Source organism: Vibrio sp. SCSIO 43133 (assembly GCF_023716845.1).
GTDB classification, from domain to species: domain Bacteria; phylum Pseudomonadota; class Gammaproteobacteria; order Enterobacterales; family Vibrionaceae; genus Vibrio; species Vibrio mediterranei.
Genome location: NZ_CP068024.1, coordinates 1,673,609 through 1,697,266, shown reverse-complemented (window position 1 = coordinate 1,697,266; position 23,658 = coordinate 1,673,609). Strand labels below are relative to the sequence as shown.

Below are 23,658 nucleotides of genomic sequence, written 5' to 3'. Positions count from 1 at the left end.
GATGTACACATGGCAAGGTTACTGATAGGTTCTGTCGGTTAATGGTCAATTATCGGTATTTAAAGCATGCGTTCGTTAGTTATTTTATTCAGTCTTTCTTTGCTATTTATGGTGAAAGCACATGCAAATGACTGGCAGTGGCAAGATCTCTCGCCGACCATTGATGCGCCAACTTACCAAAACAAGTTTGCGAGTTTTACACCCACACAGCGCTATGATTTGATGACGATCGTAGACTATCAAAATAAACACAAACCTGAACGTGCTGCACTAGAGACAAATTATCGTGAAGCATTGATACGCTTTGCAAAGAATGGCATCAATATCCTTGATTTAATTGAAGAACAAAAGCAAATAGATGCCGATCATTCAGATTGGAATATGAATATCAATCCCACGCTCATTGGCAAGAAGGGGCGACTTCCTGGGTTCATTGTACCTCTTGAATTTGATGAGTTGATTGTTACTGAGTTTATACTTGTTCCTACTGCCGGCGCCTGTATTCACACACCACCACCGCCAGGAAATCAAATGGTCGTAGTGAGTTACCCTAAAGGAATTGAGTTTCGAGGTTTATACTCACCGGTGTGGGTCGAAGGAACTTTGTTGGAGCAATCTACCGCTTCCAATATTGAACTCTCCGACGGCAATACTGAAGTAATGAGCGCATACACAATGACCGCGGATAATGTCACAGTGTACGAGCAGTAGTATCTATTGTTGCTTTACAGGTTTTGATATTCAGAAACTTAAGATTCTGTATGCTAGTTCCGACCAAGACGATAAACCCTCTTTGCACGAGTTCCAAACAACCAAACATCTGTTGTTAAAGTAGCAAAGGCCACCATTTTACGCGTCCCTTCTCAGAAGTACTCAATAAATCGAGTGTATGGATTGTTAAAAGTAGTCCAAAGCCAATCGTAGGTTCATCATTTAATTTTCTTCTTCGATACATCGATACAAAAACAATCTCAAAGTTAGAGCAGTGATTACGCAACCTTCCTTCGATGGTTAGCGTTTCAACGCCAAAACAAAGTTGTTTCACTTTTCTAACCTGCTGGCGCGAAATGGTAATCGTATTACGCGCAACTGCATTACTATCCCCTTCTTTGTTAGCTCTTGAGGTGATGTATGCGACTACTTAAATACTTTGTCTGCTTAACTGCGTTGGCTGCATCATTCACAGCCAGTGCCAATGTTCATAAGTGGAAAAACACTCAATTCGAAACCTATTCAGATAAAACGCAAGTGCAATTTACCCTGGTAAATCGTTCCAATGTCTCTGCAAATTACTATCTGAGGATCAACGAGAAAGTGTTTAACAATAAAATTGAGCTAGCGGCCAATCAGGAAATTGATTTAGACATTAGTGTTAAAACCCCTCCTAGTAAAACATCCGAAAAATTAGTGTGTACTAAGATGGTTACAGACTCCCCGAACACCTATGAAGTATGCACAAAGCTCACATTTAAGAGGTTTTAATCATGAGTTTTAGAATCACTTTGGGGTCGGCAGCTATGATGATTTCGATGAATGTACTGGCAAACCCTATCCCCTCAGTATCAAACCCATCAGGTACTGATAGAATTCGGACATCTAATGGGTCTACCTGTGAACAAGCAGTATCAACGGGTAAAACTGTTCAACTTGGAACTTATGGTTCCCAAGGCGCAGATGATACATACAGCAACCAGTACGACCCTTATCACAATTATTACAACGAAGATGACCGCGGTATCTATGCTGCAGTCACAATTCAGTTTGGCGGTGAAGACCGTGTTGATTGCACAAAACTGTACGCGTTCGAAATGCGTCAGCGTAAACGAGAAGAAGAACTTGCTCAAGCTGAACACGAACTTAAGCTTCTGCAAATCGAAACAGAGAAGCAGCGTCTAATTAAAATGAAACAAACTAATACAACATTCGCGGAGTAATTATGCGCACATCTACCGCTTTACTAGTCGCTGGTATGCTTGTTATCACTAATCATGCAGTGTATGCAAATAACAACTTTTCGCTAATGGATAACGATGCAGAAATAGAGTTTAAAGCATCCATTGAAGCACAGTGTGGTTTGGAAGTGCTCAAAGATAAAGGTGATTTGGCATTTGGAGATAGTTATCTAGCGGACGCAGCTCAAATTCAGATTATCGATAACCGTCAAAATGGCCGAGTGTTACTCAGACTAGACGACTTAGAGTATGACCAAGACGATTATCTAAGGAATCTAGAGTACAGCTTTTTCCATTTTAAAGTAACAGGTAGCGGTGAAAAGGAAGGCAGTGCTCTTGCTTGGATGGTAGGTAAAACCTTTACACGTCATGAACTTGGTAATGAGCGTAAGCTAGAAATCCGAGCCAGAGTTTCTCTTTCTGAGGAAGATACAGTTGCCAAAGATGACCTGACAATAAAAACCGAATGGGTCACGATTTGCGCTTAATGAGTCGGCTTAGCAAGCATCTATTGGAATTTATTTATGTTCAGATTGGTCACTAATTGTTGGGTTCTAGCTCTGTTACTACTATCAACGACATGTTTGGCAGAAAACAACGATGCTCAATTAAGATTCCGTGCAGACATCCCAGCGCGCTGTGGAATTGAAGTCATTGATGCAGAGGGAGAACTGTCATTTGGCGAAGATTACGATTTACGTGAGATTCGACTGCGTTTGGTTCATAACATCCCTCACGGTAGTGTAATTCTGCGTTTAAAAAATGCTGACTTTGGTGGTTTAGAATCGAGCCTACCATCTGAGAAGTTTCGATTTCAAATTGATGTTCCTCAGCGTTATGAGGGCGATATCAACTATTGGCGTAATGGTATTCAAATCGAAAAGGATCAGTTAAACCCAGATCAAATCATCGAAATAAGAGCAAGAGTGGATATCGACGAGTCGATGGCACCAGCGGGTGAGCATATGATGAGGCTCGATTGGGAGAGCTTATGCGTAAGATAAACGCTCCCAAAACTATTGTTAAATGAGTCTAACGAAGCAGATTACTCTTTTGCACGTCCAAGGCGGTATATCTTTTCAGCACGAGTCCCAAAGAACCAAAAGCTTGTTGCCAAAATAGCAAAAAATACCGCTTTATGCGTCCCTTCCCAGAAGTACTCTATAAAGCGGGTGTAGAGATTAATGAAGATGAAAATGAGCCCGAAGCCACGCGTAAGTTCATCATCAAACTTCATTCCGTGATACACAGCTACAACAGACGCAATAAGTAATAGTATCGACCAATGTAGCAAAGAGAACTGAGTGACATTACTCCACACACTAAAGTCCGCATAATTACCAAACACCGACATTAACCACATCGATATAAAGAACACAAATAGCCCCAAAGCACGAGTAGTGATGGCGAAATCTTCCTTAGATGGCCAACGTTTTACTGCCAACGTACTTGTTACTATAAGTACCAAACCATAAAGCACATAACGGAATGGGAAATTAAGGCCAAGAAAATAACCTTCGTCGCTTAGTTGGTAGGTTTCAAAACCAAGCCAAGTGCCAAATGACAATAGCGCACACAACCAAACAATGTGCGAAGGAATCCATAAACCCAATACGCCGTACACCAGCGATGCAAGCAGGATCAACTTGGTTAAACTATTGGTTTGAATAACCTGACCAAGAAAATAAATCGACACCGCAGTACTGACAATACCCAGTACAAATAAGGCCTCATTGCTAAAGGCTTTGTCCGGCGCCTTAGATTTTCGTCTTACGCCAATAAAGTAAAAGCCCGCTGATATTGCAGCGAAAAATCCACTCTTCGCTATGTCAGGTGCAGAGAATATCTCATCCAGCAGTTTAATCAGCCATTCATCAAGCAACACGGAAAGTACCGATAAAACGATGCAAACAATTGCAATCCAAAATGAGTACTTAGCAATAAGTGACCAATCGACACTGGCGACTTGATAGCTGTTTTTCAGTTTGTCATGTTCTTCTTGGTTGATAGTGCCTTGTTCAAGCCATTGCTCTATCGCACTGTCAACAACACGACCTTCTCTTTTTGAAAGCTTCATTCGTTTGACTCTTCTACTACTGGGATAAATAACTGACTACGCGTCCCACTTCTAAGCCTATAAGTGGATTTCATTAGTCGTCAAATTGGTGCGTGACTCTAAACGTTCAGAGTGGACTTCGCAAATAATACGGCATTACCAGAAATACAGACACTGTCCTGAAGCACCTCACCATACAAGATCCCACTTCTTTTAGAAGCTTGTAAGGCCGTGAGTTTTGATTTGCCGAGTCGTTCAGCCCAATATGGCATCAAACCCGCATGAATCGAGCCTGTGACGGGGTCTTCATCACCGCCATTCGCTGGCCAAAAATAGCGAGAAACAAAATCATATTGATCGTCGGAACCTGGAGCTGTCGCGACTACATCATAAGGAGCAAGTGTTTTTAGTGGCTCATTTTGCGTTGTTAAAGAGACAACATGTTGTTTTGACTCGTAAATAGCGAAATATGCTTGCTTACTTCGTAGCACCTTAGATGGTTCTATAGATAGTCCTCGAACAAGCGCTTCTGGAACCTCGTCTATTTCACAAGGCATAAGAATGGGAAACGTCATCTCTATTCGCTCACAAGCTCCTTGTACCACGATTAGGTCACCGACATCGTTGGTAGAAAAACGAATTTCGCCAGTGTGAGACAAGTCATTGAACAGTACAAACGCGGACGCCAATGTGGCATGGCCACAGAAATCAATTTCAGTGATTGGAGAAAACCATCGAATATAGTAGTGGTTGTGATCAAGACGTTTAAGATAAGCGGTTTCAGATAAGTTGTTTTCTGCTGCAACGTTAAGCATCCATTCATCGTCAGGGTACTCCTCAACGAGGATAACAGCTGCACTGTTGCCCTTGAATGGCTGTGTGGTAAAAGCATCGACAATCCATTGCGTGGTCATGATTTTCCTTAGAGTTGACTATTGATAATTACAAAGTTCGATAAGATTACCGTCTGGATCGCGCAGGTAAATTGACAATATGCTGCCCGTAGCGCCTGTGCGATTGACAGGCTCTGTGAATACGTCAATACCTTTAGAAATGAGTATCTGTTTAGCTTGTCCAACCGGAGTGTCTATTACAAAACACAAGTCTTCACTTCCCGGCACTGCAAAGGTTGCTTTAGGTTCTATCTCTTGTCCCTTGATATGCAGATTGATCTTCTGAGAACCAAAATGAAGCGCATGCCGATTATCACCAAATGTTTCATATCTCATTCCTAGCGTTTCATAAAACTCCACAGATGATTGCAAATCAGCAACTGTGAGTACGAGATGATCAATCGATTGAATGTTCATAAATTCCCTCTAACTTGCTCGATTGGTATAAGCGATTCTCTTGCGATAAATTCGGTACACTAACGCTAAAACTAGGCATGCTGCCGCAGGGACAACGAGCGCCATAAACGCTAAATTCCGATATAACAGAGCACCCACTATACCGCCAACGATAAACCCCGTTAATATGGTGACAAACAACTTGGCTTTTCGTTTATCAAATGTCTCGCCTCTTAATGTCGAACCAATCATGATTCCCAAATCAGTAACGATACCAGTGACATGAGTCGTTCTAACTACCGCTCCACTAAACGTGGTTGCCAAGGCGTTTTGCAACCCACATGCAGCTGAAGCAAAGTAGGTTCCACTTTGAGAACCATTGAGTAGTAAATAAGTGGCGATCAGCAAAAATAGACTTTCAATGCAAAGAAGCCACTCGTATTGACGACCGAGTTTTAGCGACACATTTGAAATGAATAAACCAGAAATCGCAGACCCTACTAAGAAGCTAACGATAATTGCGAACATATGACCAGCAAGAGACCAATCGTGAATCAGTTGAGTACCTAGTAGAGTTGCAGTACCAGATAAATGTGAGATCGCCTGATGTTGAAACCCCATAAGCCCCACAGCATTCACTGTCCCTGCTAGTAAAGAGAGAACAAACGCACCCGACTCAATCCAACGAGGTAACTTAGATATCACAGCAATCACCTATCTCAACAACATAATTCAGAAGGCAGCATCATAGCCCCATTTCATCTGTTGTCTTTGATTTAAAGCACATAATGTGTTGAGGACCAGCTTGACCACCCAGATATAGTTCTTTCGTATCAATAAACCCTACTGCTAAATAAAGTTGATACGCCGCCTTGTTTCTACAGTTAACAGTCAAATATAGGTCATTGTGTTCAGTGTCCAACCAAGCGTTAAACTCTTTGACTATAAGCTTTAAACACATCTTAGCGAGACCTCTACCCTGAAACCGCGAATCGATAAAAAAAGCGCGAAGGCCAGTAGCATTCTCCAACGTAGTTCCTAATGTAACTTGGTATGCCTCATCAAGTAGGAAAAAACCTGCAGGAGTCTCGCCCGAATAGATTACCCATTGACTCTCCTTGGGGTAAACTAAACTGCTCTGAATAATATCGGATACTACACCCACAAAAGGCAACTGTTCATCTGACACAGCTAGTGCTAACACATTTTCCGATATTGGATGGGTTAAACGTCTTACAGCAATGCTCATAAAGTAACCCCATGTTCACACCAATCAAACTCCATCTGTTTTGCTGTTTTAAGTGCGATGTCGCGTCCGCGCAATTTTTCAACCAGCCTCAAGCTCATATCAATCCCAGCAGAAATACCAGCTGATGTGACAATGTCACCACAATCTACCCAACGTATATCATTGATAATGGTTAACTCCGGAAACAGGTGTTGTAGTTCATTTTGATCTTCCCAGTGAGTCGTGACAGTTTGGTTAGAAAGGACACCCGATTTCGCCAGCAAAAATGCGCCTGTACACACAGAAGCCACAAGCGTAGAGTTAGCTGCTGTCTCTCTCACCCAATCTAATACGCGAGTGTTTTCCATCTCTTGGATATGAACCCCACCGGGGACAATCAGTACATCAATTGCCGGATGACTGTAGATGGAGTAGTCGGATTGGATTTTAAGACCACCTCTTGCTAAGACGGTACCTTGTGTTTGAGATAGAAGGCTAACTGACCATTTGTCTTCTTCGTTCAGAAACCGATTCGCCGTAGAAAAGACTTCAAAAGGCCCAGCAAAGTCTAATACCTCTACATCACGATACACATAGATTCCAACATTCATCACAGCCTCCATTCTGTTAAGATACTGTTACCTACAGTATTGAGTTACAAAGATTATTTCAACCTTTGTAACCCAAACCATAAGTATTGGATAACGTCAAAGGCATCTCACTCACAACAAATGAAATCGTTGTTCTAAATAAAAAAGACGCCGAAGCGTCTTTTTTATTGGTTAGGCAAGATGCGAAGGCAAATCTTTACGTTCATAAGCATCAGCAAACCCGTGGTTTCTATCTCTATGACCGGCTTCATCCTGCCTGATTCTTAAAACAACATCACGCAACAGTGCATCGTCCGCTAACTGGTAATAATCGATCGCAATTTTGGGAGCCGGTATGTTCTCTATGTACCCTTCGTCTATCTTCTCTAGGTATTCTGTATAGCTTTTACAGGCTTCTTCTTCAAAATAACCTACAACTCGATGTGCAACTTTGGAAGAGAGTAAATAGATAATCGAGTAAACAACAATAAACACGCCCTGACCCAGTAGAACTATGAGCCTCTCCAACCAACTGGGTTTGGCAATATCTAGAAAAATCATTAAGTGCATTCGCTCATTTTCAGCCTCGTCTAAAAGCTCTCGGATCCAACCTTCATCGTCTCTCATACGCCTAAGCGCTTTTAAGTGATTGAACATACCCGCTACCATTCCAGGTACGGCGGCGATGGTTTCCAGAATAACTGCCCTTTTATCGTATTTTTTGCCGTAAAAAAGGTTGAGTACATACTTCAGCAACTTAGTGACAGAAAGAGCGACTTTTTCTGAAACACGTTCAGCTTTCTTGTGCGTCAATTTGAATTCTACCATTACTGATCTCTCCATATGATTAATCTACAAACAACATACATACTTAACGCCATTCATTCAACTAATTTTGAAAAACACCAATAATAGTTGAGTTTTTATAGGGTTATTAAGACAAGATCATGAGAAAAAAGACATTGACATAGATAATAGTCTCGTTAAATCAGAAGCTTAAATTCAATCATCACTTTTATTGAAAAAGTTGAATCGTAGGGGGAATACTGGCTATCTAAGAATAATTAAGCGAAAGACACTGTGGAGCAGACACAGGCAGTTACACAATTGCGTCACGGCTGAATTTGTTCCCCTTAACAGGGTAAAGGGCATCAGATCATTGCGAGGAGGATTGAAAAGCGTGGATGATTATACGTTTGAGGATAGGTGCAAAAAAGAGCCTCGGTTTAACCAAGGCTCTTTATTGAGAACTGTTTTTAGCTTTGAGCAGGTCGAAGCATGAACCAGTATGGGAAATTTTCACTCTTAGACAGTACTTCAAAGCCTCGACGCTCAAAAGTCTTTACAACTTTCTCACTAGATGCCACGACATAGGTTGGTTTGCCTGCCGCATCTGCTTGGTCAGTGACGGTTTTGATTAATGCACTCGCAAGACCTTTTCCGCCAGCTTTCGGTGACACCCCTAGGCCCCACAACCAATAGCAATCTTGTAACGGTGGCACTGCCAGCATTTGTTCGCAGACTTCTTTTGCCAATTCAATTTTGCATGAGCCCATCATGCGGGTAACAATGGATAGAATCTCCATTTTTTGCATCACATCCGGCTGGTGCTTGCCTGGTGAGCGCATAATAACGCAACCATCGCGCTCAGGTGTGGTGTACACTTCACCACCGGCTAACCCCCACTCGCCAACCGCCCAACGCCAGTAACAATCATGTGCGAAGTCAGCCACTTCGTCTTGGCGTAATGCTGCTTGCATCGCTTCATTATCAGCGTAAGCATCTAGAAACATGTTACATAGATCTGGTACTGCAGAGTAATCGGCTTTAATAATTTGTAATTCAGACATGCTACTTCCTCATGGCGGATTTAAATCGAGATCGTAAGAAAAGAAACACACGCACATTTGCTTGCCTTCTTCCTTCAATAAAACAGCACTTTAAAGCAAAGTCAATATTCTACGATAGTTAATAACATATCGATTAATAAAGCAGCATAACCTGCAAATAGAGGCGTTTTATCTGACGGTATTTGGACAGGTTTGGAGATTGTGAGTTCCGCCAATAAAGCAAAGGCTCCATATAATGAAGCCTTACTTATTATCAAAATTGGCGGTTTAGCCTTTCAACTATAAGGTTGCTATACGTGTCTCTCTTCGCAAAATGTTGCTTGCTTCGCGCGTGGTTTTAACACGATCGCTACTACCGCTGATAATGCTAATGCGAAGCAGTAATAGGAGTTAGAAACCACTTCTAAAGGCGATAATTGGAAAACGGAGCCAAGCAGTAACACTTGAGCACCATAAGGCAGTATTCCTTGAATTACACATGAATAGATATCAAGTAAGCTTGCTGAGCGGCGTGCGGTTACTTTGTTTTCTTGAGCCAATTCTCGAGCCACGCTACCAGAGACGATAATGGCTACGGTATTGTTTGCCGTGCACATATTTACTAGAGAGACTAAGCCTGCAATACCGAACTCACTCGCCTTTCTGTTTGCTTGCGTTGAATGCGTTGACCCAAACTTACGAATCACTTTAGTAATAACTTGCGTTAGAAATGCTAAACCGCCTTGACGACGCATTAGCTCACTCAGCCCACCAATTAACATAGACAATAAGAAGATTTCTTGCATGTTGCCAAAGCCAGCATAGATATCTTGAGCAAAGCTTGTCAGTTGGTAGCCCTCAACAGAGGTCAAACTTACCGTACCCGCAAGCAGAATACCTACGGTTAAAACAACAAATACGTTTAATCCAGAGACGGCCAATACCAAAATCGCAATGTAAGGCATGACTTTAAACCACTCAATGTCTCCAGTTTCCGGTAACTGAGTCGCAGAACTATTCAATGCGAAAATCACTAAAGCAATAAACGCTGCAGGAATAGCAATACGTATATTTTCTTTAAATTTATCTTTCATTTCACACCCTTGCGAACGTGTCGCAGCTATGGTTGTGTCGGAAATAATAGATAAGTTATCACCAAACATAGCGCCACTTAGTACGACACCCGCAGTCAGTGGAACACTCATGCCCGCAGATTCTGCAATACCGAGTGCAACAGGGGCAACGGCGGCTATAGTACCCATTGATGTCCCCATTGCAGTCGCAATGAAAGCTGAAATAAGGAATATACCAGGAAGAATCATGCTTGTTGGAATGGCTGATAACCCGAGATTCACTGTCGCATCAACACCTCCAGAGGCTTTCGCTACGGCAGCAAACGCACCCGCTAACAAATAAATCATGCACATGGCAATGATATCCTGATGCCCCACACCTTTAATAAACTGCTCAATAGCTTTGTTGAGTGTTTCTTTACTTAAAACGATCGCCAAAAACACCGCTGGTAATGCAGCAATTGGCGCAGGAAGTTGATAAAACGCGAAATCTACACCTTGTAAGGATAAATAGGTCCCTACACCTATAAATAATGTCAGGAATAGCACAAGAGGAAACAGTGCTATAGGTGAAGGAACAATAGATTGGTTGTTTTTATTCGTTTTGGTCATATCAAAAGTGGCAGCAATAACAGGAAGGCGTGCAGCATAATGCCGCCATTAAGACATGTCAACGTCTAGACGTCCAAATGTCCATGCACCATTCCACTGTATGATAAAACAGCTAAACGAAAGCGAGGTAAATACTGAAAGAAATAAAACACCCGCATCACGTGGATAATACCGCTGAGAATGCTCAATGTTCGTTGCCATACACTCTCTCGGGTGGTCTAATAAGAGTTATTCAAGCATCATTTTATCATGCTTAGTCTATGATTTAAGGAACCATTTCTAATGTCCCAACACCAACCCACTTATTTCTTTTTCGATTATGAAACATGGGGAGTGAGCCCTGCTAAGGACAGACCTTGTCAGTTTGCGGGTGTACGGACGGATGAGAACTTTAATATCATTGGTGAGCCATTGGTTATTTACTGCCAGCCACCATCGGACTACTTACCTTCTCCCGAAGCAGCATTAATCACAGGTATCACACCACAACTTTGTCAGGAGAAAGGGCTCTCAGAACCAGAGTTCATTGCTAAGATTCATCACGAACTAGCCACACCAAACACAACAAGCCTTGGTTACAACAGCATTCGCTTTGACGATGAGGTAACTCGTTATACCTGTTATCGTAACTTCATCGATCCTTACGCATGGAGTTGGCAGAACGGTAACTCACGTTGGGATTTATTGGATGTTATGCGCGCATGCCACGCACTCCGCCCTGAAGGAATTGAATGGCCGGAGAATGACGAAGGGTTTACCAGTTTTAAACTTGAACATCTCTCTGTTGCTAATGGTATCGAACACGAAAATGCTCACGATGCCATGGCAGACGTTATTGCAACGATAGAACTAGCCAAAAAAGTAAAGGCCGCGCAGCCAAAACTGTTTGACTACTTTTATTCGATGCGTCAAAAGCGAAAACTAAACGAACTCGTCGATATCGTGAACATGACACCCTTGATGCATGTATCTGGAATGTTAGGTAAAGAGTGCCAATATACCAGTTGGGTAGTACCTATCGCGTGGCACCCAACCAATCAAAATGCGGTTATCGTTGCTGATCTGGCCAAAGACCCACAACCACTATTAGATTTAGATGTTGATGCATTACATCAGCGCCTATACACCCGACATGATGAACTCGCACCGGACGAGAAACCTGTCCCGCTTAAACTTATTCATCTCAACAAGTGCCCTATTCTCGCGCCGGCCAAAACGCTCACAGCGGAAAATGCAGAGTCCATTGGCATTGACAGAGAGCAGTGTTTGAAGAACCTAGCCCTAATCAAACAACATCCAGAGATCCGTGAAAAACTGATCGGACTATATAGTATTGAGCGCGAGTTTGAGAATGATGGCGACGTAGATACTCAGCTCTACAGCGGCTTTTTCTCGCCAGCAGACAAGAGCGCGATGGATATTATTCGCGAAACGGACCCAAACAATCTATCTGCATTAGACATTAGTTTTAGTGATCCTCGTATTGAACCGCTGCTATTCAGGTACCGTGCACGCCATTTCCCATGGAGCCTTGATGAAACGGAACAAGCTCGCTGGGCAAACCATTGTCGTGAGTTTTTCGAAAGTCGTATTGAAAGCTATATGCTAAATATGGAAAACTTAGTTCACGAACATGAGTCTGACGAGAAGAAACTCGCCATACTAAAATCCGTCTACCGCTACGTGGAGCGTCTCGTTTCTTAACTTCTCCAGCCATGTAGTGACTGTGCAGCCAAACCTCAGGATTCATTCTTTTGGCTGCACTTAAGGAGAGTCGTTACTTTTTATACTAAGAGGAAGCCATGCTCAAAACCGCGCTTCACTATATACTATCGTTCGCTATTATTTTCGTTGCCCTATTTATCGGAAATACCATCCAACATTTATTCGATGTGTCCGTGCCTGGCAGTATATTTGGCATGTTACTGTTATTTGCGGCGATGGCGGGCGGAGTTATCCCGGTTAAACTCGTTCAACCGGGTGCTCACGTGTTCATTCGTTATATGATTTTGTTGTTCGTTCCCATTAGTGTCGGGTTAATGAACCATTTCGATATGTTGATTGCTAACGCTCTGCCGATCTTAGCCGGTGCTATTGGCGGTACACTTATTGTTCTGACCGCACTCTCCGTCTTCCTTGATCGATTCTTAAAGAAGGGAGATAGCTAATATGTGGCTGCTAGTTACTATCGTCGTTTTCTTTGTTGCCCGTTTTATTTCTCAGAAAGTAAAGAATCCACTATTTAATCCGCTACTCCTCAGTATTGCGATTATGATTCCTTTACTCACGTACCTTAAAGTGCCGTTTGACACGTATTACGCGGACAACGAGTGGATCAGCTATCTGCTACAACCCGCAGTGGTTGCACTTGCCTATCCGCTCTATGAGCAACTCCCCCAAATACGTGCTAACTGGAGAATAATCGCGTTAGCATGTGGTGTTGGCAGTGTTGCTTCCATGTTCACGGCTTCAATGCTCGCTGTATGGTTAGGCGCCGACATGCAACTCATCGCTAGTTTGTTGGGTAAATCGGTCACCACGCCTATCGCAATGGAAGTTTCAAGCCATTTAGGTGGGGAGCCGGCCATTGCAGCCATTCTAGTGTTACTCGTCGGATTATTTGGTGCGATATTAGCGTACCCAATTTACAACTTACTCGGTGTCACGCATCCCATTGCAAAAGGATTAACCATGGGCACGGTGTCTCACGCTCTTGGCACAGCCACTTGCGCAGAGAAAGATCCTAGAGACGCGGCATTCAGCTCACTTGCTCTCGTTGTTTGTGGTGTTATCACTTCCATTCTTGCCCCGTCTATGTTCGCATTCTCCCTCTGGTTTGGGACTGTTATCGCTTAACACTTCAGGACTGTATAGCCAGTAAAACTCGTCGTTTACTGGCTACAAATTGTGTGACATCACTCTTATTGCTGAAACATTGCATTCATTGCATTTTTATTTGTGATCATCATCACCCTTATTTCTCACTAACTTGCATAGAATGTCAGTAAACCGCAAAAGATAAAGGACACAGCATGACAGATCGTTTTGAGTCAGCGCTTGCAGATATGCCAGAGCAGATCGTTAACTATCTAAAACCTATCATTACTAAGCCAGAATTTGATGCAACGCTATCACAAGAGCAGTTTGAACAACTGCTTGTTCTTTCTGGCCTAGAAGATGATGAGCTTCGCGTTGCCTTGCTGCCTTTAGCTGCAGCCTATTCATATGCACCTATCTCTGAGTTTTTTGTTGGCGCAATTGCACGTGGGACATCAGGCAAACTGTACTTCGGCGCAAACATGGAGATCATTGGGGCGCAACTTGGTCAAACAGTTCACGCAGAGCAATCCGCTATCAGCCACGCTTGGATGAAGGGTGAAACTGGACTTAAAGATATCACGATTAACTTTAGTCCTTGTGGTCACTGCCGCCAATTTATGAACGAGCTGACCACTGCGGACAAGCTAGTTATTCAATTGCCGCAGCGCGATGCAATGACGCTACAAGAATATTTACCAGAGTCCTTTGGACCTAAAGATCTTGGTATTACCGAAGGGTTAATGAGCCCATTAGCTCACGCTTTAACTACTGACGAAACCGATACGCTCGTCGTATCTGCAGTAGAAGCGTTAAATCGCAGTCATTCACCTTATACTCAAAACCTAAGTGGTGTTGCTATCGCAATGAAAGATGGCTCTGTCTACCAAGGGGCGTATGCTGAGAACGCAGCATTTAATCCTAGCCTTCCACCATTACAGGTAGCGTTTGTTCAGTTGCTTCTAGATGGTCAAAACTTTGAAGACATTCAGCTAGTAGCGCTAGCAGAAGTGTCCAAAGGTAAAATCAGTCACCTTGCAGACACTCAAGCAACACTTGAGGCCATTGACCCAGATATCCAACTAGAATACGTGTCAATTTAGCGCTGCAACTCTCTGATATCGTTTAGCCTCGCTCATGCGGGGCTTTTTTAGGCCAAAATTTATACTGATAATAAAATCTCGCGCAAACGTTTGCTTTCCTGCAATAATCCAGTATGATCCCCCGAAATTCTTCCTCATGAATGCTCAAGGACACTCTATGTTTGGTACTGCTACTCGTGAAAATGCTACACGTGTTTTACTTTTAGGCTCTGGTGAATTAGGTAAAGAAGTTGCCATTGAATGCCAACGACTAGGCTTAGAAGTCATCGCTTGTGACCGATATGCTGACGCCCCTGCAATGCAAGTTGCTCACAGAAGTTATGTGCTCGATATGTTGGACGGCGAAGCACTAGAGGCCATTATCAATCAAGAACAACCCGACTACGTAGTGCCGGAAATCGAAGCCATTGCAACGGACAAGCTAGTCGAGTTAGAAAGTAAAGGCTTAAACGTTGTTCCTACTGCGAATGCAACCAAGCTAACCATGAATCGTGAAGGTATCCGTAGACTGGCGGCTGAAGAACTCGGCCTGAATACCTCTCCTTACCAATTTGCAGACAGCTACGAAGACTTTAAAGCGGCTGTAGAAAATGTCGGTGTACCATGTGTAGTGAAACCAGTTATGAGTTCTTCTGGTAAAGGTCAAAGTGTTATCAAGTCAGAATCCGACATTGAGAAAGCCTGGACCTACGCTCAAGAAGGTGGCCGTACTGGCGCAGGTCGAGTCATTGTTGAAGGTTTTATCGATTTCGATTACGAAATTACTTTATTGACCGTACGCGCTGTCGATGGCGTTCACTTTTGTGCTCCTGTGGGTCACCGTCAAGAAGATGGTGATTACCGCGAATCTTGGCAGCCTCAGGCGATGTCAGCTAATGCAATAAAAGCGGCAGAATATACGGCAGAGCAAGTGGTTAACGCGCTGGGTGGCTATGGTATTTTTGGTGTAGAACTGTTTGTTAAGGGCGATAAAGTTATTTTCAATGAAGTATCACCTCGCCCACATGATACAGGTCTAGTCACGCTGATTTCTCAAGACATGTCGGAGTTTGCATTACACGTGCGTGCTTTTACCGGCCTACCAATTAACGGCATCACCCAATATGGTCCTGCAGCTTCCGCTGTTGTTCTCGGCCAAGGCACATCTAACAATATCCGTTACGAAGGCCTTGATGAAGCTTTAAGTCTTCCACAAACTCAAATCCGCCTCTTTGGAAAACCAGATATTGATGGGCGTCGTCGTTTAGGCGTTGTACTTACTAAGCGTAAATCTCTAGAGACAGCAGTCGATGAGGCTGTCGAATGCGCTAAGAAAGTAAAAGTTATCTACTAACACGAGCGCTTTTACGTAATGGAATGACCAATGGGCTCCAACAGAATGCTAGAGCCCATTGGCGTATTTAGTGCTTATTATCTAGATTCAGACCAAACAGCAAACTCGTTGCCACTTGGCTCGATGAAATGAAAGCGGCAGCCACCCGGAAAGTCGAAAATATCCCGTACTATACAGCCACCATTTTGTTTCACCCGCTCCAGTGTTTCGGAAATCGCCGCGCTGTAGAAAACCAGCAACGCCCCACCCTGTTGAGCTTTTGAACTTAACTCTGCGCGATAAAATCCGCCGTTAAGTCCTTGGTTTGAAAAGGCTGTATAATCAGGTCCATAATCCTCAAACGTCCAACCAAATGCCGCTTCAAAAAACGCTTTTGTCGCGGAAATATCGGCCGCTGCAAACTCAACATAATCCAATTTATCGTGTGTACTCATCAATTCATCCTTGCCGCTCTGATAATTCAATCATAAAACACGTTCACTATAATAATTGTGAGTAAACGTTTGTTTCCAAAACAAACAATTATCTGACCACAGAGACAATAAATTATGGTGCGAAATGACAAACTTCTTTATCATTCATCATGGTTATTTATAAAACATGGAATCTTACGTGCAACGCTATCAGACTGAAGCTAAAAATCTCATCAAACTTGCCTCCCCCGTTCTCATTGCCTCAATTGCTCAAACCGGTATGGGGTTTGTCGACACTATTATGGCAGGTGGTGTGAGTGCCGTTGATATGGCGGCGGTTTCCATTGCCGCCAGTGTTTGGCTTCCTTCTATTCTTTTCGGTATAGGTCTGTTGATGGCCTTGGTACCCGTTGTTGCACAACTCAATGGCGCTGGAAAGCAAAAGCAGATCCCTTATGAAATCCATCAAGGTTTCATCATGGCTCTGCTTATTAGTGTTCCAATCGTGTTAGTCCTATTACAAATAGAAACCATACTCGATTTAATGAGTGTCGAAACCGTCATGGCCGACAAAACCGTAGGCTACATTTACGCGGTTATTTTCGCTGTCCCTGCTTTCCTGTTGTTCCAAGCACTACGTAGTTACACAGACGGAATGTCGCTGACAAAGCCCGCTATGGTTATTGGTTTTATTGGCTTACTGATCAATATCCCACTTAACTGGATCTTTGTTTACGGGAAATTTGGTGCTCCAGCTTTAGGCGGCGTTGGATGTGGCGTTGCGACCACAATCGTCTATTGGATCATGTTCTTTATGATGTTGTTTTATGCCGTCACTACAGAGCGTCTCAAGCACATTGAACTTTTCAAAACTTGGCATAAACCAGAACGTAAAGCACAGGTTCGTTTATTTAAGCTTGGCTTTCCTATCGCTGCTGCAATCTTTTTTGAAGTATCTCTTTTTGCAGTGGTCTCATTGCTTGTCGCGCCACTTGGCTCACTTGTCGTGGCGTCGCATCAAGTGGCAATGAACTTTTCATCTTTGGTCTTTATGATCCCAATGAGTATCGGTGCAGCAGTCAGTATCCGCGTTGGACATAAACTGGGTGAAACTGATACAGCTGGAGCAGTCATTGCTTGTCGTGTCGGCCTCGGAGTGGGCCTTGGGGCCGCTATTTTCACCGCTATCTGTACGTTGATCTTTAAGCAACAAATCGTTCACCTTTATACCGACAATGTAGAAGTAGTAGCGCTAGCAATGCACCTGTTGATTTTTGCAGCCATCTATCAATGTACAGACGCAATCCAAGTTGTTGCAGCGGGCGCATTGCGTGGCTATAAAGACATGAAAGCCATTTTTAATCGTACATTTATCGCCTATTGGCTAATTGGATTACCGTTAGGCTACGTTCTCGGAATGACCGATTTAATTATCGAGCCAATGGGAATTGTTGGTTTCTGGATTGGCTTTATTGCTGGTCTATCAAGTGCCGCTATCATGCTCACTATCCGACTGCTATGGATGCACCGTCAAAACGATGAGTTACAACTCGAATACGCGAGCCGCTAGCTTTAGAGCATCGATAAGTTTATTAAGGGTGATCAAAGATAGACTACGCTTACGTAATACCTAGATACGTAATATAACGCGCAGAAAACTTTGAAAGCACTAACAACACCTCCATCAGCAAAAGCAGTCATGGCGCTTGTTTTTTTCTTAAGCGCCTTGTCTGGATGTATTGAGCAGAAAGGAGCTGAGAGCCGTTTCGAAGACTATTTGTCAAGAATTGCCTCGGTTCAAAACAGCGACACGTTACCTAGCCCTAGCATCACTTTAATCACCCTTCCTAGCCAACGTGAAATTACTATCGATATTCCACGCACTACCTTGGGCATTATCGACAGTTATCAGCTCAGAAAATGCCATCTCTTTGAGTTGATCGCCGAGCGTAATTCTGTTTTAGGTAAAGTCCAGGATCAATTTCGTGATTTTGACTACCAGATAACATTAATCGACGGTATCGAGCGCTGCTTGTTATCCGACAAAATAGAGCAAAGTGTGAAAGCTCAGCTTGAAGACATTCTGGCCATTAAATACCGTTATCTTCCCAGCTACTTTTCAAATCTTATCTTTACCAGTAATGCTATGCGCGCTCAGCTATCCGGTAATCAGTGGTTAGATGAAGGGATAAGTAGTCAAGCGGCTCAATTACATTCTGCGTTAAATACATTCAATAGTATTGCCGCTTACATTCTCACACAGACCGAAGGAAGCCATACCTTAACCTTACCTCCGTCGATTACACCGTACCAAGAAACATTAGAGAAAACGAAACTTATCGGAAATCTCGCCTATTCTCTTCAAGCGAGTACACAGTGGCTGACGGTAGCCACTCAACAATTACAGAAGTACGATAATAAAATTTTGTGTGGGGCTAACAGAGATACTACCCGCTTTAACTATTTGGTTAATATCTTCAACAACCTATTCATCACCGATATTCAGCCTTACCTCTCGTTTCTCAGTAGCGAGTATCAAGCCATCTCTCGCGAAGTGGTGTTTATCAAGCACGTTTTGGATAAGGTCCAGCAAGATAAGGTGTCGGTTTATCGACTCGACCGCATTTATGATGAGTTCAAAACGGCAAATCAGCAGCATGTATTCTATTGGAAATCGTTGTTTAAGCGCTGTGGTAAAACCCTGACGGAGATAAGACAACCGTAATGGCTACTCTGGATCGCGAATTCGGAAAAATCGTGCAAAGCGTGGTAATCCATTGACTGTCCAACCGTTGTGCTTAAAAGTAATCATGGTTCCGATTTTAGGAGGATTAGTACGTTCTATATCGCTAAATCCGCTACCGACATAAAACCGTGCGCCGTCACTAAGTTCGATAAGTAATGCGCCCATCTTTCCTTGATACTTGCCTTTCCCCTCTTTGTAGCCAACCACTAGGCCTTCCATATCTTGTACGGTTTTGACTTTAACAAGTGAATGGTTTCTGCCCGGATGATAGACCTCATGTTTCAGTTTAAGCATCAGCCCTTCAGCCTTGTTCGCTGTTATCGATTCTAAATAGTCATCGAGTTCTTTGTGACTTAAAACAGTACGCTGTTCTACACATTGAACATGTCTCAAAGCAACACTTTCACAGTAACGCTTAAGAAACTCATATCGTTGTTCAAAGGTTCCTAAATGCCCAGGAGCGTCAAACAATTTAAAACGAATTTCTTGCCAAGCTTCATTGTCGGGCTTTAGGTCAAGTACTGTATTTTGGACTTTTGAAAACTGCTGTCTTCCCGCCCATAACTCTCCTTCGACCATGATGGCGGGAAGCGAATGTGTAAACCAATCTGGAGCGTTAATTACGCGTCCCGAACGCGTCACTAACTGTTCTCCTGTCCAAATAGCACGAATACCGTCCAACTTCTCACTAACATAGTACTCGTTTATATTCAGGCTTTGGTCGTAATTGATGGCGTTCACAACGCTAGGTTTAGTGTCCAGGTAGGCGACTCCCTCCGCAAAACCATCCGTTGATAACATCGATATTGATATAATATAGGGCCAATAATTTGCTCTGTTCATTCTACTGTTCTTTAGACGTTAAAATTAACGTTATTCTAGATAACAACAGTATTTTAGTTCGATTATTTCCATGCAAAGTCGAGCAAATTTGAATGATCTAGTAGCTAGGAATATATCAATTACAATTGAGTTTGAAGTAACTCGATAGAATATATTCTTATCGATAAAAATATCATTGTTCCGCGCAGAAATACGCCTCACCAATTAACGTACTACTGTAAGTACCTTTACTACTAGACATACCAAACGAATTTTTGTCCGCATAAGCGTACAGACCATCGTTACTATTATCTACACTCTTTTGTAATACAACGACATTCGCTCCTAGTTTATGTGCCTCGTTTTTCAGCTGGTTTCTAGCACCAACCAGAATGTTTCTGTCACTTGTAAAATCGGCGGTAAACCAATTACCTTGCGTTCCATCGACTTCACCTAAGTACAAGCAATTTGCAGGTGCAGAATCGACAATTCTGACCGATTTAGCATCTTGGTTAATGGGCTTAGCAGAGCTACCAACCATTAAAGTAATGACTAGTAATAATGTGGAGTTTTTCATTTATTCACCAATCTAAAGATACGATTCTTATGAAGCCCGCATATTACAATCAGATTGATAGATCATAGAATCAGAGTGTGAATGACATTCACTTCATAATTCAGGGTGGAGATTAATTGGCAAAGTAATTTTAGATATTTCTACTTTGCCAATCCTTGAGTGTTATTGAATTCCGAGTTCGCTTTTCAACGTCGCAATATGGTTGAGATCCATATTATGCACTTTCAACATCTGCTCGATTTGGCTAATACGTGATGTGGCAGAATCATAACGGTCACATGAATCTGACTTTGCATCCCAAGATGTGCCTTCCAGGAATAGATCACAATCCTTCTTCCAGCGTTTCAAGTTTGGAGTCAGCTGCGATTTTTCTTGTTCCAACTTAGCCACTTCAGCTTTCAGTTCTGCTTCTCGCTTAAATAGCTCTTGAGACTGTTCGAACATCGAACTTTGGATATCCGTTTTACGTTCCAGTTGAACATTCTGTTTTTTCTGCTGCGCTAGTTTCTTACCTTGAGCACTCAACTGGTTTTCGAGTTGCTGGTTATCGGCTTCAAGTTTGGAAATCTGCTCATTCAAAGCATCTACTTGTTGCTGATGTTGTTCCACTTTCTCTTCCACCACTTTGCGCAACTTTAATTGTGACTCTGACTCGGCTAAAGCAAGTTTTTCATCCAAGTTAGATTGTTGAGTTTGAGTTTTAACTAGTGCTTGCTGGTATTGGGTATCGAGCTCTTTATATCGCTGCTGCCAGTCATTTTGCGTGACTGCCGAGCCAATAAGACCACCAGCTGCTAAACCCAGCACCGCGGCGATGCCAATATACAACCTCGCACGGGTATCTTTCTGTTCGATGACGACGACATCATCATTTTCGACCGGCTGATTTTCAGGTTGTTTATCCACTCTAACCTCTTTAAAAGTTGTTCATAGGTTTATCGAATTAACTCAGATATGACCAAGGTTGCTGTATAAATAACAAACGCAGACAGCACCGTAATCACCACACCTTTCTGTACCTTCTCATTGGTTCTATATCGAAACAGTAAAAAGGCCAGAGCCACTAGAAACGCAATTGCAATCAATCGAGTCATAAACATCTCCTTTGCACTAACGGCTACATTTTAAGCAAAAGTAGTGAATTTCCAGAGAGTTAACTGTACTACTCATCACTTTAGCGTACAACTTCAATTCTAAAGTCAGAAACATGTTCAAATATACCAAATGGAACGATCTACGCCCTATTTTGGCTCAAATAAATTGTAAAATTATTCATGACATCGTTTTTTATTTACGATAGGATTGCCGTCACAGATTATCTAGTCACTAGATATTTGTTCCGTTGAAGACTGCAGGAGAGTGGTTTATTAACCTTGCATTAACATTTGGTTAGTATGACCCGCCGAAGAAGTAAATCTTTCAGGTGCTTTATTCTGAGAAATCAGAGCTTATCTTAGATAAGGATAAAGTGAGGACTGTAGTTGGAGGAACCTCTGGAGAGAACCGTTAAATCGGTCGCCGAAGGAGCAAGCTCATTTCATGTAATGAGTGAAACTCTCAGGCAAAAGGACAGAGGAGAGAATAGCACCATTGAACAACTCATATTTCTACTGTAACGAACAACCGTTTACGGTCAATACTGAGTGGTAATGAACTCAGATCATTTTCGGTCTGTGGATTACTGCCCTTCTCTCTTCTCCTTAAGTTTTGTTTTATTAAGGGGAAATCATGAACGACCTTCAATCTTTACTACAAGCTATCGACTCTTTTGTATGGGGACCACCATTACTCATTTTGCTTGTTGGTACTGGCGTATACTTCACGTTTAGACTTGGCTTACTTCAATTTAGACATCTTCCAACCGCGCTCAAGCTCGTATTCAGCAAAGACAAATCCAGTAATGGTGATGTTTCTAGCTTCGCTGCATTGTGTACCGCTTTATCAGCGACAATAGGGACTGGTAACATCGTAGGCGTTGCAACTGCAATTAAGCTAGGCGGCCCAGGTGCTTTATTCTGGATGTGGTTAGCGGCGCTGTTTGGTATGGCTACTAAGTATGCCGAATGCTTGCTCGCCGTTAAATATCGCAAAGTAGACGATAAAGGACAGATGCTTGGCGGACCTATGTACTATCTGCGCGATGGTGTCGGTTCTAAGTTCCTAGCCACGATGTTTGCTGTCTTTGCTCTTGGTGTAGCTTGTTTTGGTATTGGTACCTTTCCGCAAGTCAACGCTATTCTGGATGCAAGCCACATTTCTTTCGGTATCTCTCGCGAGATCTCCGCGTCGGTTCTTACTCTTCTTGTTGCCTTTGTAACCTTAGGTGGTATCAAGTCTATTGCTAATGTGGCAGGTAAAGTCGTACCGACCATGGCGGTGTTTTATGTACTAGCCTGCTCGAGCGTTATAGTCATGAACGCCGAACAACTAGGTGCCGCAATTCAACTTGTCGTAGTATCTGCATTTACTAGCACAGCGGCAACAGGGGGCTTCGTTGGTGCCAGCATAATGCTGGCAATTCAATCCGGTATTGCTCGTGGTGTATTTTCTAACGAGAGTGGTCTAGGCAGTGCGCCAATGGCGGCGGCGGCGGCTAAAACTGATAGCTGTGTTCGCCAAGGCCTTATCTCTATGACGGGTACGTTCATCGACACAATCATTATCTGTACCATGACAGGCCTTGCATTGATTTTAACTGGTGCGTGGCAAAGTGATTTTGCTGGCGCAGCTATGACCACTCATGCTTTTGCTGTCGGTCTAAATTCGGATACTCTCGGTCCTCTACTGGTATCGATCGGACTGATATTCTTCGCGTTTACTACTATTCTTGGCTGGAATTACTATGGTGAACGTTGCGTTGTATTCCTCATGGGCACCAAGGCGGTATTACCTTATAAGATCATCTTCGTTGGTTTGGTCGCGTCTGGCGCTTTCTTGCACCTAGATGTAATTTGGATTATTGCCGACATTGTGAATGGCTTAATGGCGGTGCCTAACCTAATTGGATTGGTGTTGCTCAGAAATGTCGTTATTGAAGAGACTAAACTCTACTTTGCTTCAACCTCTAAAGACGAGCGTGAGGCTGTTATTGCATAGAGTCATCAACTCTTAAATTAGAAAAGGTCTGATGTTTAATCAGACCTTTCTTTTTACATAAACATTATGTCAGCAACGCTATCTAGTGCCGCATCGGTTGCGCCGTTTAATTGAGTGGCCAA

General features: G+C 42.9%; 26 protein-coding genes and 1 riboswitch. Of the genes, 12 read left to right on the top strand and 14 right to left on the bottom strand.

Going from position 1 to position 23,658, the window contains the following annotated elements; translation table 11 throughout:
• The first annotated feature begins 66 nt into the window (after window positions 1-66).
• The 4 genes from JKJ11_RS08125 to JKJ11_RS08110 all read left to right on the top strand — a co-directional run bounded on the left by JKJ11_RS08125 (window position 67) and on the right by JKJ11_RS08110 (window position 2,956).
• Window positions 67-711 (top strand): DUF3299 domain-containing protein, encoded by a 645-nt coding sequence (locus tag JKJ11_RS08125; RefSeq protein ID WP_198557800.1) that lies wholly within the window; start codon window positions 67-69, stop codon window positions 709-711.
• Between the two features lie 773 nt (window positions 712-1,484).
• The gene (locus JKJ11_RS08120; RefSeq protein WP_252039053.1) at window positions 1,485-1,934 is read left to right on the top strand and encodes a hypothetical protein; all 450 of its coding nucleotides are present in this window, start codon (window positions 1,485-1,487) and stop codon (window positions 1,932-1,934) included.
• Between the two features lie 2 nt (window positions 1,935-1,936).
• Entirely contained in the window at window positions 1,937-2,440 is a 504-nt protein-coding gene (locus tag JKJ11_RS08115) for a hypothetical protein (protein ID WP_031496530.1), read from the top strand.
• Between the two features lie 36 nt (window positions 2,441-2,476).
• Window positions 2,477-2,956, top strand: a complete 480-nt coding sequence (locus tag JKJ11_RS08110; protein WP_006071408.1) for a hypothetical protein — start codon at window positions 2,477-2,479, stop codon at window positions 2,954-2,956.
• A 41-nt stretch (window positions 2,957-2,997) separates the two neighbouring features.
• On the opposite strand, the gene JKJ11_RS08105 is transcribed toward JKJ11_RS08110, so the two are convergent.
• The 9 genes from JKJ11_RS08105 to JKJ11_RS08065 form a co-directional block, all read right to left on the bottom strand.
• Window positions 2,998-4,029: a hypothetical protein gene (locus JKJ11_RS08105; RefSeq protein WP_252039052.1), complete on the bottom strand. Its 1,032-nt coding sequence runs from the start codon at window positions 4,027-4,029 to the stop codon at window positions 2,998-3,000.
• Between the two features lie 98 nt (window positions 4,030-4,127).
• Window positions 4,128-4,922: a PhzF family phenazine biosynthesis protein gene (locus JKJ11_RS08100; RefSeq protein WP_198557796.1), complete on the bottom strand. Its 795-nt coding sequence runs from the start codon at window positions 4,920-4,922 to the stop codon at window positions 4,128-4,130.
• 18 nt (window positions 4,923-4,940) lie between these two features.
• Window positions 4,941-5,318 carry a VOC family protein gene (locus tag JKJ11_RS08095; RefSeq protein WP_031496537.1) on the bottom strand — a complete coding sequence of 126 codons (378 nt, stop codon included), beginning with the start codon at window positions 5,316-5,318 and terminating at the stop codon, window positions 4,941-4,943.
• Window positions 5,319-5,327: 9 nt separating this feature from the next.
• A complete protein-coding gene (locus tag JKJ11_RS08090) occupies window positions 5,328-6,002 on the bottom strand; it encodes a YoaK family protein (RefSeq protein WP_038222344.1) in 675 nt (224 codons plus the stop codon).
• Window positions 6,003-6,042: 40 nt separating this feature from the next.
• Window positions 6,043-6,546, bottom strand: a complete 504-nt coding sequence (locus JKJ11_RS08085; RefSeq protein WP_252039051.1) for a GNAT family N-acetyltransferase — start codon at window positions 6,544-6,546, stop codon at window positions 6,043-6,045.
• Entirely contained in the window at window positions 6,543-7,136 is a 594-nt protein-coding gene (locus tag JKJ11_RS08080) for a DJ-1/PfpI family protein (protein WP_239942066.1), read from the bottom strand. Before JKJ11_RS08080 ends, JKJ11_RS08085 begins: the two co-directional genes overlap by 4 nt.
• 171 nt (window positions 7,137-7,307) lie before the next feature.
• Entirely contained in the window at window positions 7,308-7,943 is a 636-nt protein-coding gene (locus JKJ11_RS08075; protein WP_062460570.1) for an alternative oxidase, read from the bottom strand.
• 428 nt (window positions 7,944-8,371) lie between these two features.
• Window positions 8,372-8,965: a GNAT family N-acetyltransferase gene (locus tag JKJ11_RS08070; protein WP_006072464.1), complete on the bottom strand. Its 594-nt coding sequence runs from the start codon at window positions 8,963-8,965 to the stop codon at window positions 8,372-8,374.
• Between the two features lie 290 nt (window positions 8,966-9,255).
• Window positions 9,256-10,629, bottom strand: a complete 1,374-nt coding sequence (locus JKJ11_RS08065; RefSeq protein WP_252039050.1) for a Na+/H+ antiporter NhaC family protein — start codon at window positions 10,627-10,629, stop codon at window positions 9,256-9,258.
• Between the two features lie 282 nt (window positions 10,630-10,911).
• Here JKJ11_RS08065 and sbcB point away from each other — a divergent pair, with 282 nt between their 5' ends.
• From sbcB to purT, 5 genes are all read left to right on the top strand, one after another.
• On the top strand, window positions 10,912-12,333 hold the full coding sequence (gene sbcB, locus JKJ11_RS08060; protein WP_252039049.1) for an exodeoxyribonuclease I: 1,422 nt from the start codon (window positions 10,912-10,914) through the stop codon (window positions 12,331-12,333).
• Window positions 12,334-12,431: 98 nt separating this feature from the next.
• Complete coding sequence (locus tag JKJ11_RS08055; protein ID WP_252039048.1) at window positions 12,432-12,797, top strand: CidA/LrgA family protein; 366 nt, start codon at window positions 12,432-12,434, stop codon at window positions 12,795-12,797.
• 1 nt (window position 12,798) lies between these two features.
• On the top strand, window positions 12,799-13,485 hold the full coding sequence (locus JKJ11_RS08050; protein ID WP_006072457.1) for a CidB/LrgB family autolysis modulator: 687 nt from the start codon (window positions 12,799-12,801) through the stop codon (window positions 13,483-13,485).
• Between the two features lie 176 nt (window positions 13,486-13,661).
• On the top strand, window positions 13,662-14,549 hold the full coding sequence (cdd, locus tag JKJ11_RS08045; protein WP_006072456.1) for a cytidine deaminase: 888 nt from the start codon (window positions 13,662-13,664) through the stop codon (window positions 14,547-14,549).
• A gap of 157 nt (window positions 14,550-14,706) precedes the next feature.
• Window positions 14,707-15,882 carry a formate-dependent phosphoribosylglycinamide formyltransferase gene (gene purT, locus JKJ11_RS08040; RefSeq protein WP_006072453.1) on the top strand — a complete coding sequence of 392 codons (1,176 nt, stop codon included), beginning with the start codon at window positions 14,707-14,709 and terminating at the stop codon, window positions 15,880-15,882.
• 77 nt (window positions 15,883-15,959) lie between these two features.
• Here purT and JKJ11_RS08035 read toward each other — a convergent pair whose 3' ends face one another.
• Window positions 15,960-16,316: a VOC family protein gene (locus JKJ11_RS08035; protein ID WP_006072452.1), complete on the bottom strand. Its 357-nt coding sequence runs from the start codon at window positions 16,314-16,316 to the stop codon at window positions 15,960-15,962.
• A 178-nt stretch (window positions 16,317-16,494) separates the two neighbouring features.
• On the opposite strand from JKJ11_RS08035, the gene JKJ11_RS08030 reads away from it, so the two are divergent.
• Both JKJ11_RS08030 and JKJ11_RS08025 read left to right on the top strand, forming a co-directional pair.
• Window positions 16,495-17,865 carry an MATE family efflux transporter gene (locus JKJ11_RS08030; protein ID WP_252039047.1) on the top strand — a complete coding sequence of 457 codons (1,371 nt, stop codon included), beginning with the start codon at window positions 16,495-16,497 and terminating at the stop codon, window positions 17,863-17,865.
• A gap of 90 nt (window positions 17,866-17,955) precedes the next feature.
• The gene (locus JKJ11_RS08025; protein ID WP_252039046.1) at window positions 17,956-19,020 is read left to right on the top strand and encodes a DUF3080 family protein; all 1,065 of its coding nucleotides are present in this window, start codon (window positions 17,956-17,958) and stop codon (window positions 19,018-19,020) included.
• Window positions 19,021-19,023: 3 nt separating this feature from the next.
• Here the strand turns inward: JKJ11_RS08025 and JKJ11_RS08020 are convergent, their stop codons facing one another.
• The 4 genes from JKJ11_RS08020 to JKJ11_RS08005 form a co-directional block, all read right to left on the bottom strand.
• A complete protein-coding gene (locus tag JKJ11_RS08020; RefSeq protein ID WP_006072449.1) occupies window positions 19,024-19,884 on the bottom strand; it encodes a DNA ligase in 861 nt (286 codons plus the stop codon).
• 172 nt (window positions 19,885-20,056) lie between these two features.
• Window positions 20,057-20,440 carry a DUF4156 domain-containing protein gene (locus tag JKJ11_RS08015; protein WP_252039045.1) on the bottom strand — a complete coding sequence of 128 codons (384 nt, stop codon included), beginning with the start codon at window positions 20,438-20,440 and terminating at the stop codon, window positions 20,057-20,059.
• A gap of 162 nt (window positions 20,441-20,602) precedes the next feature.
• The gene (locus tag JKJ11_RS08010; RefSeq protein ID WP_124941137.1) at window positions 20,603-21,346 is read right to left on the bottom strand and encodes a chromosome partitioning protein ParA; all 744 of its coding nucleotides are present in this window, start codon (window positions 21,344-21,346) and stop codon (window positions 20,603-20,605) included.
• A 29-nt stretch (window positions 21,347-21,375) separates the two neighbouring features.
• Window positions 21,376-21,534 carry a hypothetical protein gene (locus JKJ11_RS08005; protein WP_006072438.1) on the bottom strand — a complete coding sequence of 53 codons (159 nt, stop codon included), beginning with the start codon at window positions 21,532-21,534 and terminating at the stop codon, window positions 21,376-21,378.
• A gap of 389 nt (window positions 21,535-21,923) precedes the next feature.
• Window positions 21,924-22,023, top strand: a riboswitch (glycine riboswitch).
• 145 nt (window positions 22,024-22,168) lie between these two features.
• Here JKJ11_RS08005 and JKJ11_RS08000 point away from each other — a divergent pair.
• The gene (locus JKJ11_RS08000) at window positions 22,169-23,536 is read left to right on the top strand and encodes an alanine/glycine:cation symporter family protein (protein ID WP_252039044.1); all 1,368 of its coding nucleotides are present in this window, start codon (window positions 22,169-22,171) and stop codon (window positions 23,534-23,536) included.
• Window positions 23,537-23,658: the final 122 nt, after the last annotated feature.

Excerpts from the sequence above, each read along its gene's own strand:
- cdd (WP_006072456.1), top strand. The coding sequence starts at position 13,662 with ATGACAGATCGTTTTGAGTCAGCGCTTGCAGATATGCCAGAGCAGATC.
- JKJ11_RS08020 (WP_006072449.1), bottom strand. The coding sequence starts at position 19,884 with ATGAACAGAGCAAATTATTGGCCCTATATTATATCAATATCGATGTTA.
- JKJ11_RS08110 (WP_006071408.1), top strand. The coding sequence starts at position 2,477 with ATGTTCAGATTGGTCACTAATTGTTGGGTTCTAGCTCTGTTACTACTA.
- JKJ11_RS08100 (WP_198557796.1), bottom strand. The coding sequence starts at position 4,922 with ATGACCACGCAATGGATTGTCGATGCTTTTACCACACAGCCATTCAAG.
- JKJ11_RS08095 (WP_031496537.1), bottom strand. The coding sequence starts at position 5,318 with ATGAACATTCAATCGATTGATCATCTCGTACTCACAGTTGCTGATTTG.
- JKJ11_RS08015 (WP_252039045.1), bottom strand. The coding sequence starts at position 20,440 with ATGAAAAACTCCACATTATTACTAGTCATTACTTTAATGGTTGGTAGC.
- JKJ11_RS08125 (WP_198557800.1), top strand. The coding sequence starts at position 67 with ATGCGTTCGTTAGTTATTTTATTCAGTCTTTCTTTGCTATTTATGGTG.
- sbcB (WP_252039049.1), top strand. The coding sequence starts at position 10,912 with ATGTCCCAACACCAACCCACTTATTTCTTTTTCGATTATGAAACATGG.
- JKJ11_RS08080 (WP_239942066.1), bottom strand. The coding sequence starts at position 7,136 with ATGAATGTTGGAATCTATGTGTATCGTGATGTAGAGGTATTAGACTTT.
- JKJ11_RS08035 (WP_006072452.1), bottom strand. The coding sequence starts at position 16,316 with ATGAGTACACACGATAAATTGGATTATGTTGAGTTTGCAGCGGCCGAT.
- JKJ11_RS08000 (WP_252039044.1), top strand. The coding sequence starts at position 22,169 with ATGAACGACCTTCAATCTTTACTACAAGCTATCGACTCTTTTGTATGG.
- JKJ11_RS08070 (WP_006072464.1), bottom strand. The coding sequence starts at position 8,965 with ATGTCTGAATTACAAATTATTAAAGCCGATTACTCTGCAGTACCAGAT.
- JKJ11_RS08085 (WP_252039051.1), bottom strand. The coding sequence starts at position 6,546 with ATGAGCATTGCTGTAAGACGTTTAACCCATCCAATATCGGAAAATGTG.
- JKJ11_RS08050 (WP_006072457.1), top strand. The coding sequence starts at position 12,799 with ATGTGGCTGCTAGTTACTATCGTCGTTTTCTTTGTTGCCCGTTTTATT.
- JKJ11_RS08055 (WP_252039048.1), top strand. The coding sequence starts at position 12,432 with ATGCTCAAAACCGCGCTTCACTATATACTATCGTTCGCTATTATTTTC.
- JKJ11_RS08005 (WP_006072438.1), bottom strand. The coding sequence starts at position 21,534 with ATGACTCGATTGATTGCAATTGCGTTTCTAGTGGCTCTGGCCTTTTTA.
- JKJ11_RS08105 (WP_252039052.1), bottom strand. The coding sequence starts at position 4,029 with ATGAAGCTTTCAAAAAGAGAAGGTCGTGTTGTTGACAGTGCGATAGAG.
- purT (WP_006072453.1), top strand. The coding sequence starts at position 14,707 with ATGTTTGGTACTGCTACTCGTGAAAATGCTACACGTGTTTTACTTTTA.
- JKJ11_RS08115 (WP_031496530.1), top strand. The coding sequence starts at position 1,937 with ATGCGCACATCTACCGCTTTACTAGTCGCTGGTATGCTTGTTATCACT.
- JKJ11_RS08065 (WP_252039050.1), bottom strand. The coding sequence starts at position 10,629 with ATGACCAAAACGAATAAAAACAACCAATCTATTGTTCCTTCACCTATA.
- JKJ11_RS08075 (WP_062460570.1), bottom strand. The coding sequence starts at position 7,943 with ATGGTAGAATTCAAATTGACGCACAAGAAAGCTGAACGTGTTTCAGAA.
- JKJ11_RS08120 (WP_252039053.1), top strand. The coding sequence starts at position 1,485 with ATGAGTTTTAGAATCACTTTGGGGTCGGCAGCTATGATGATTTCGATG.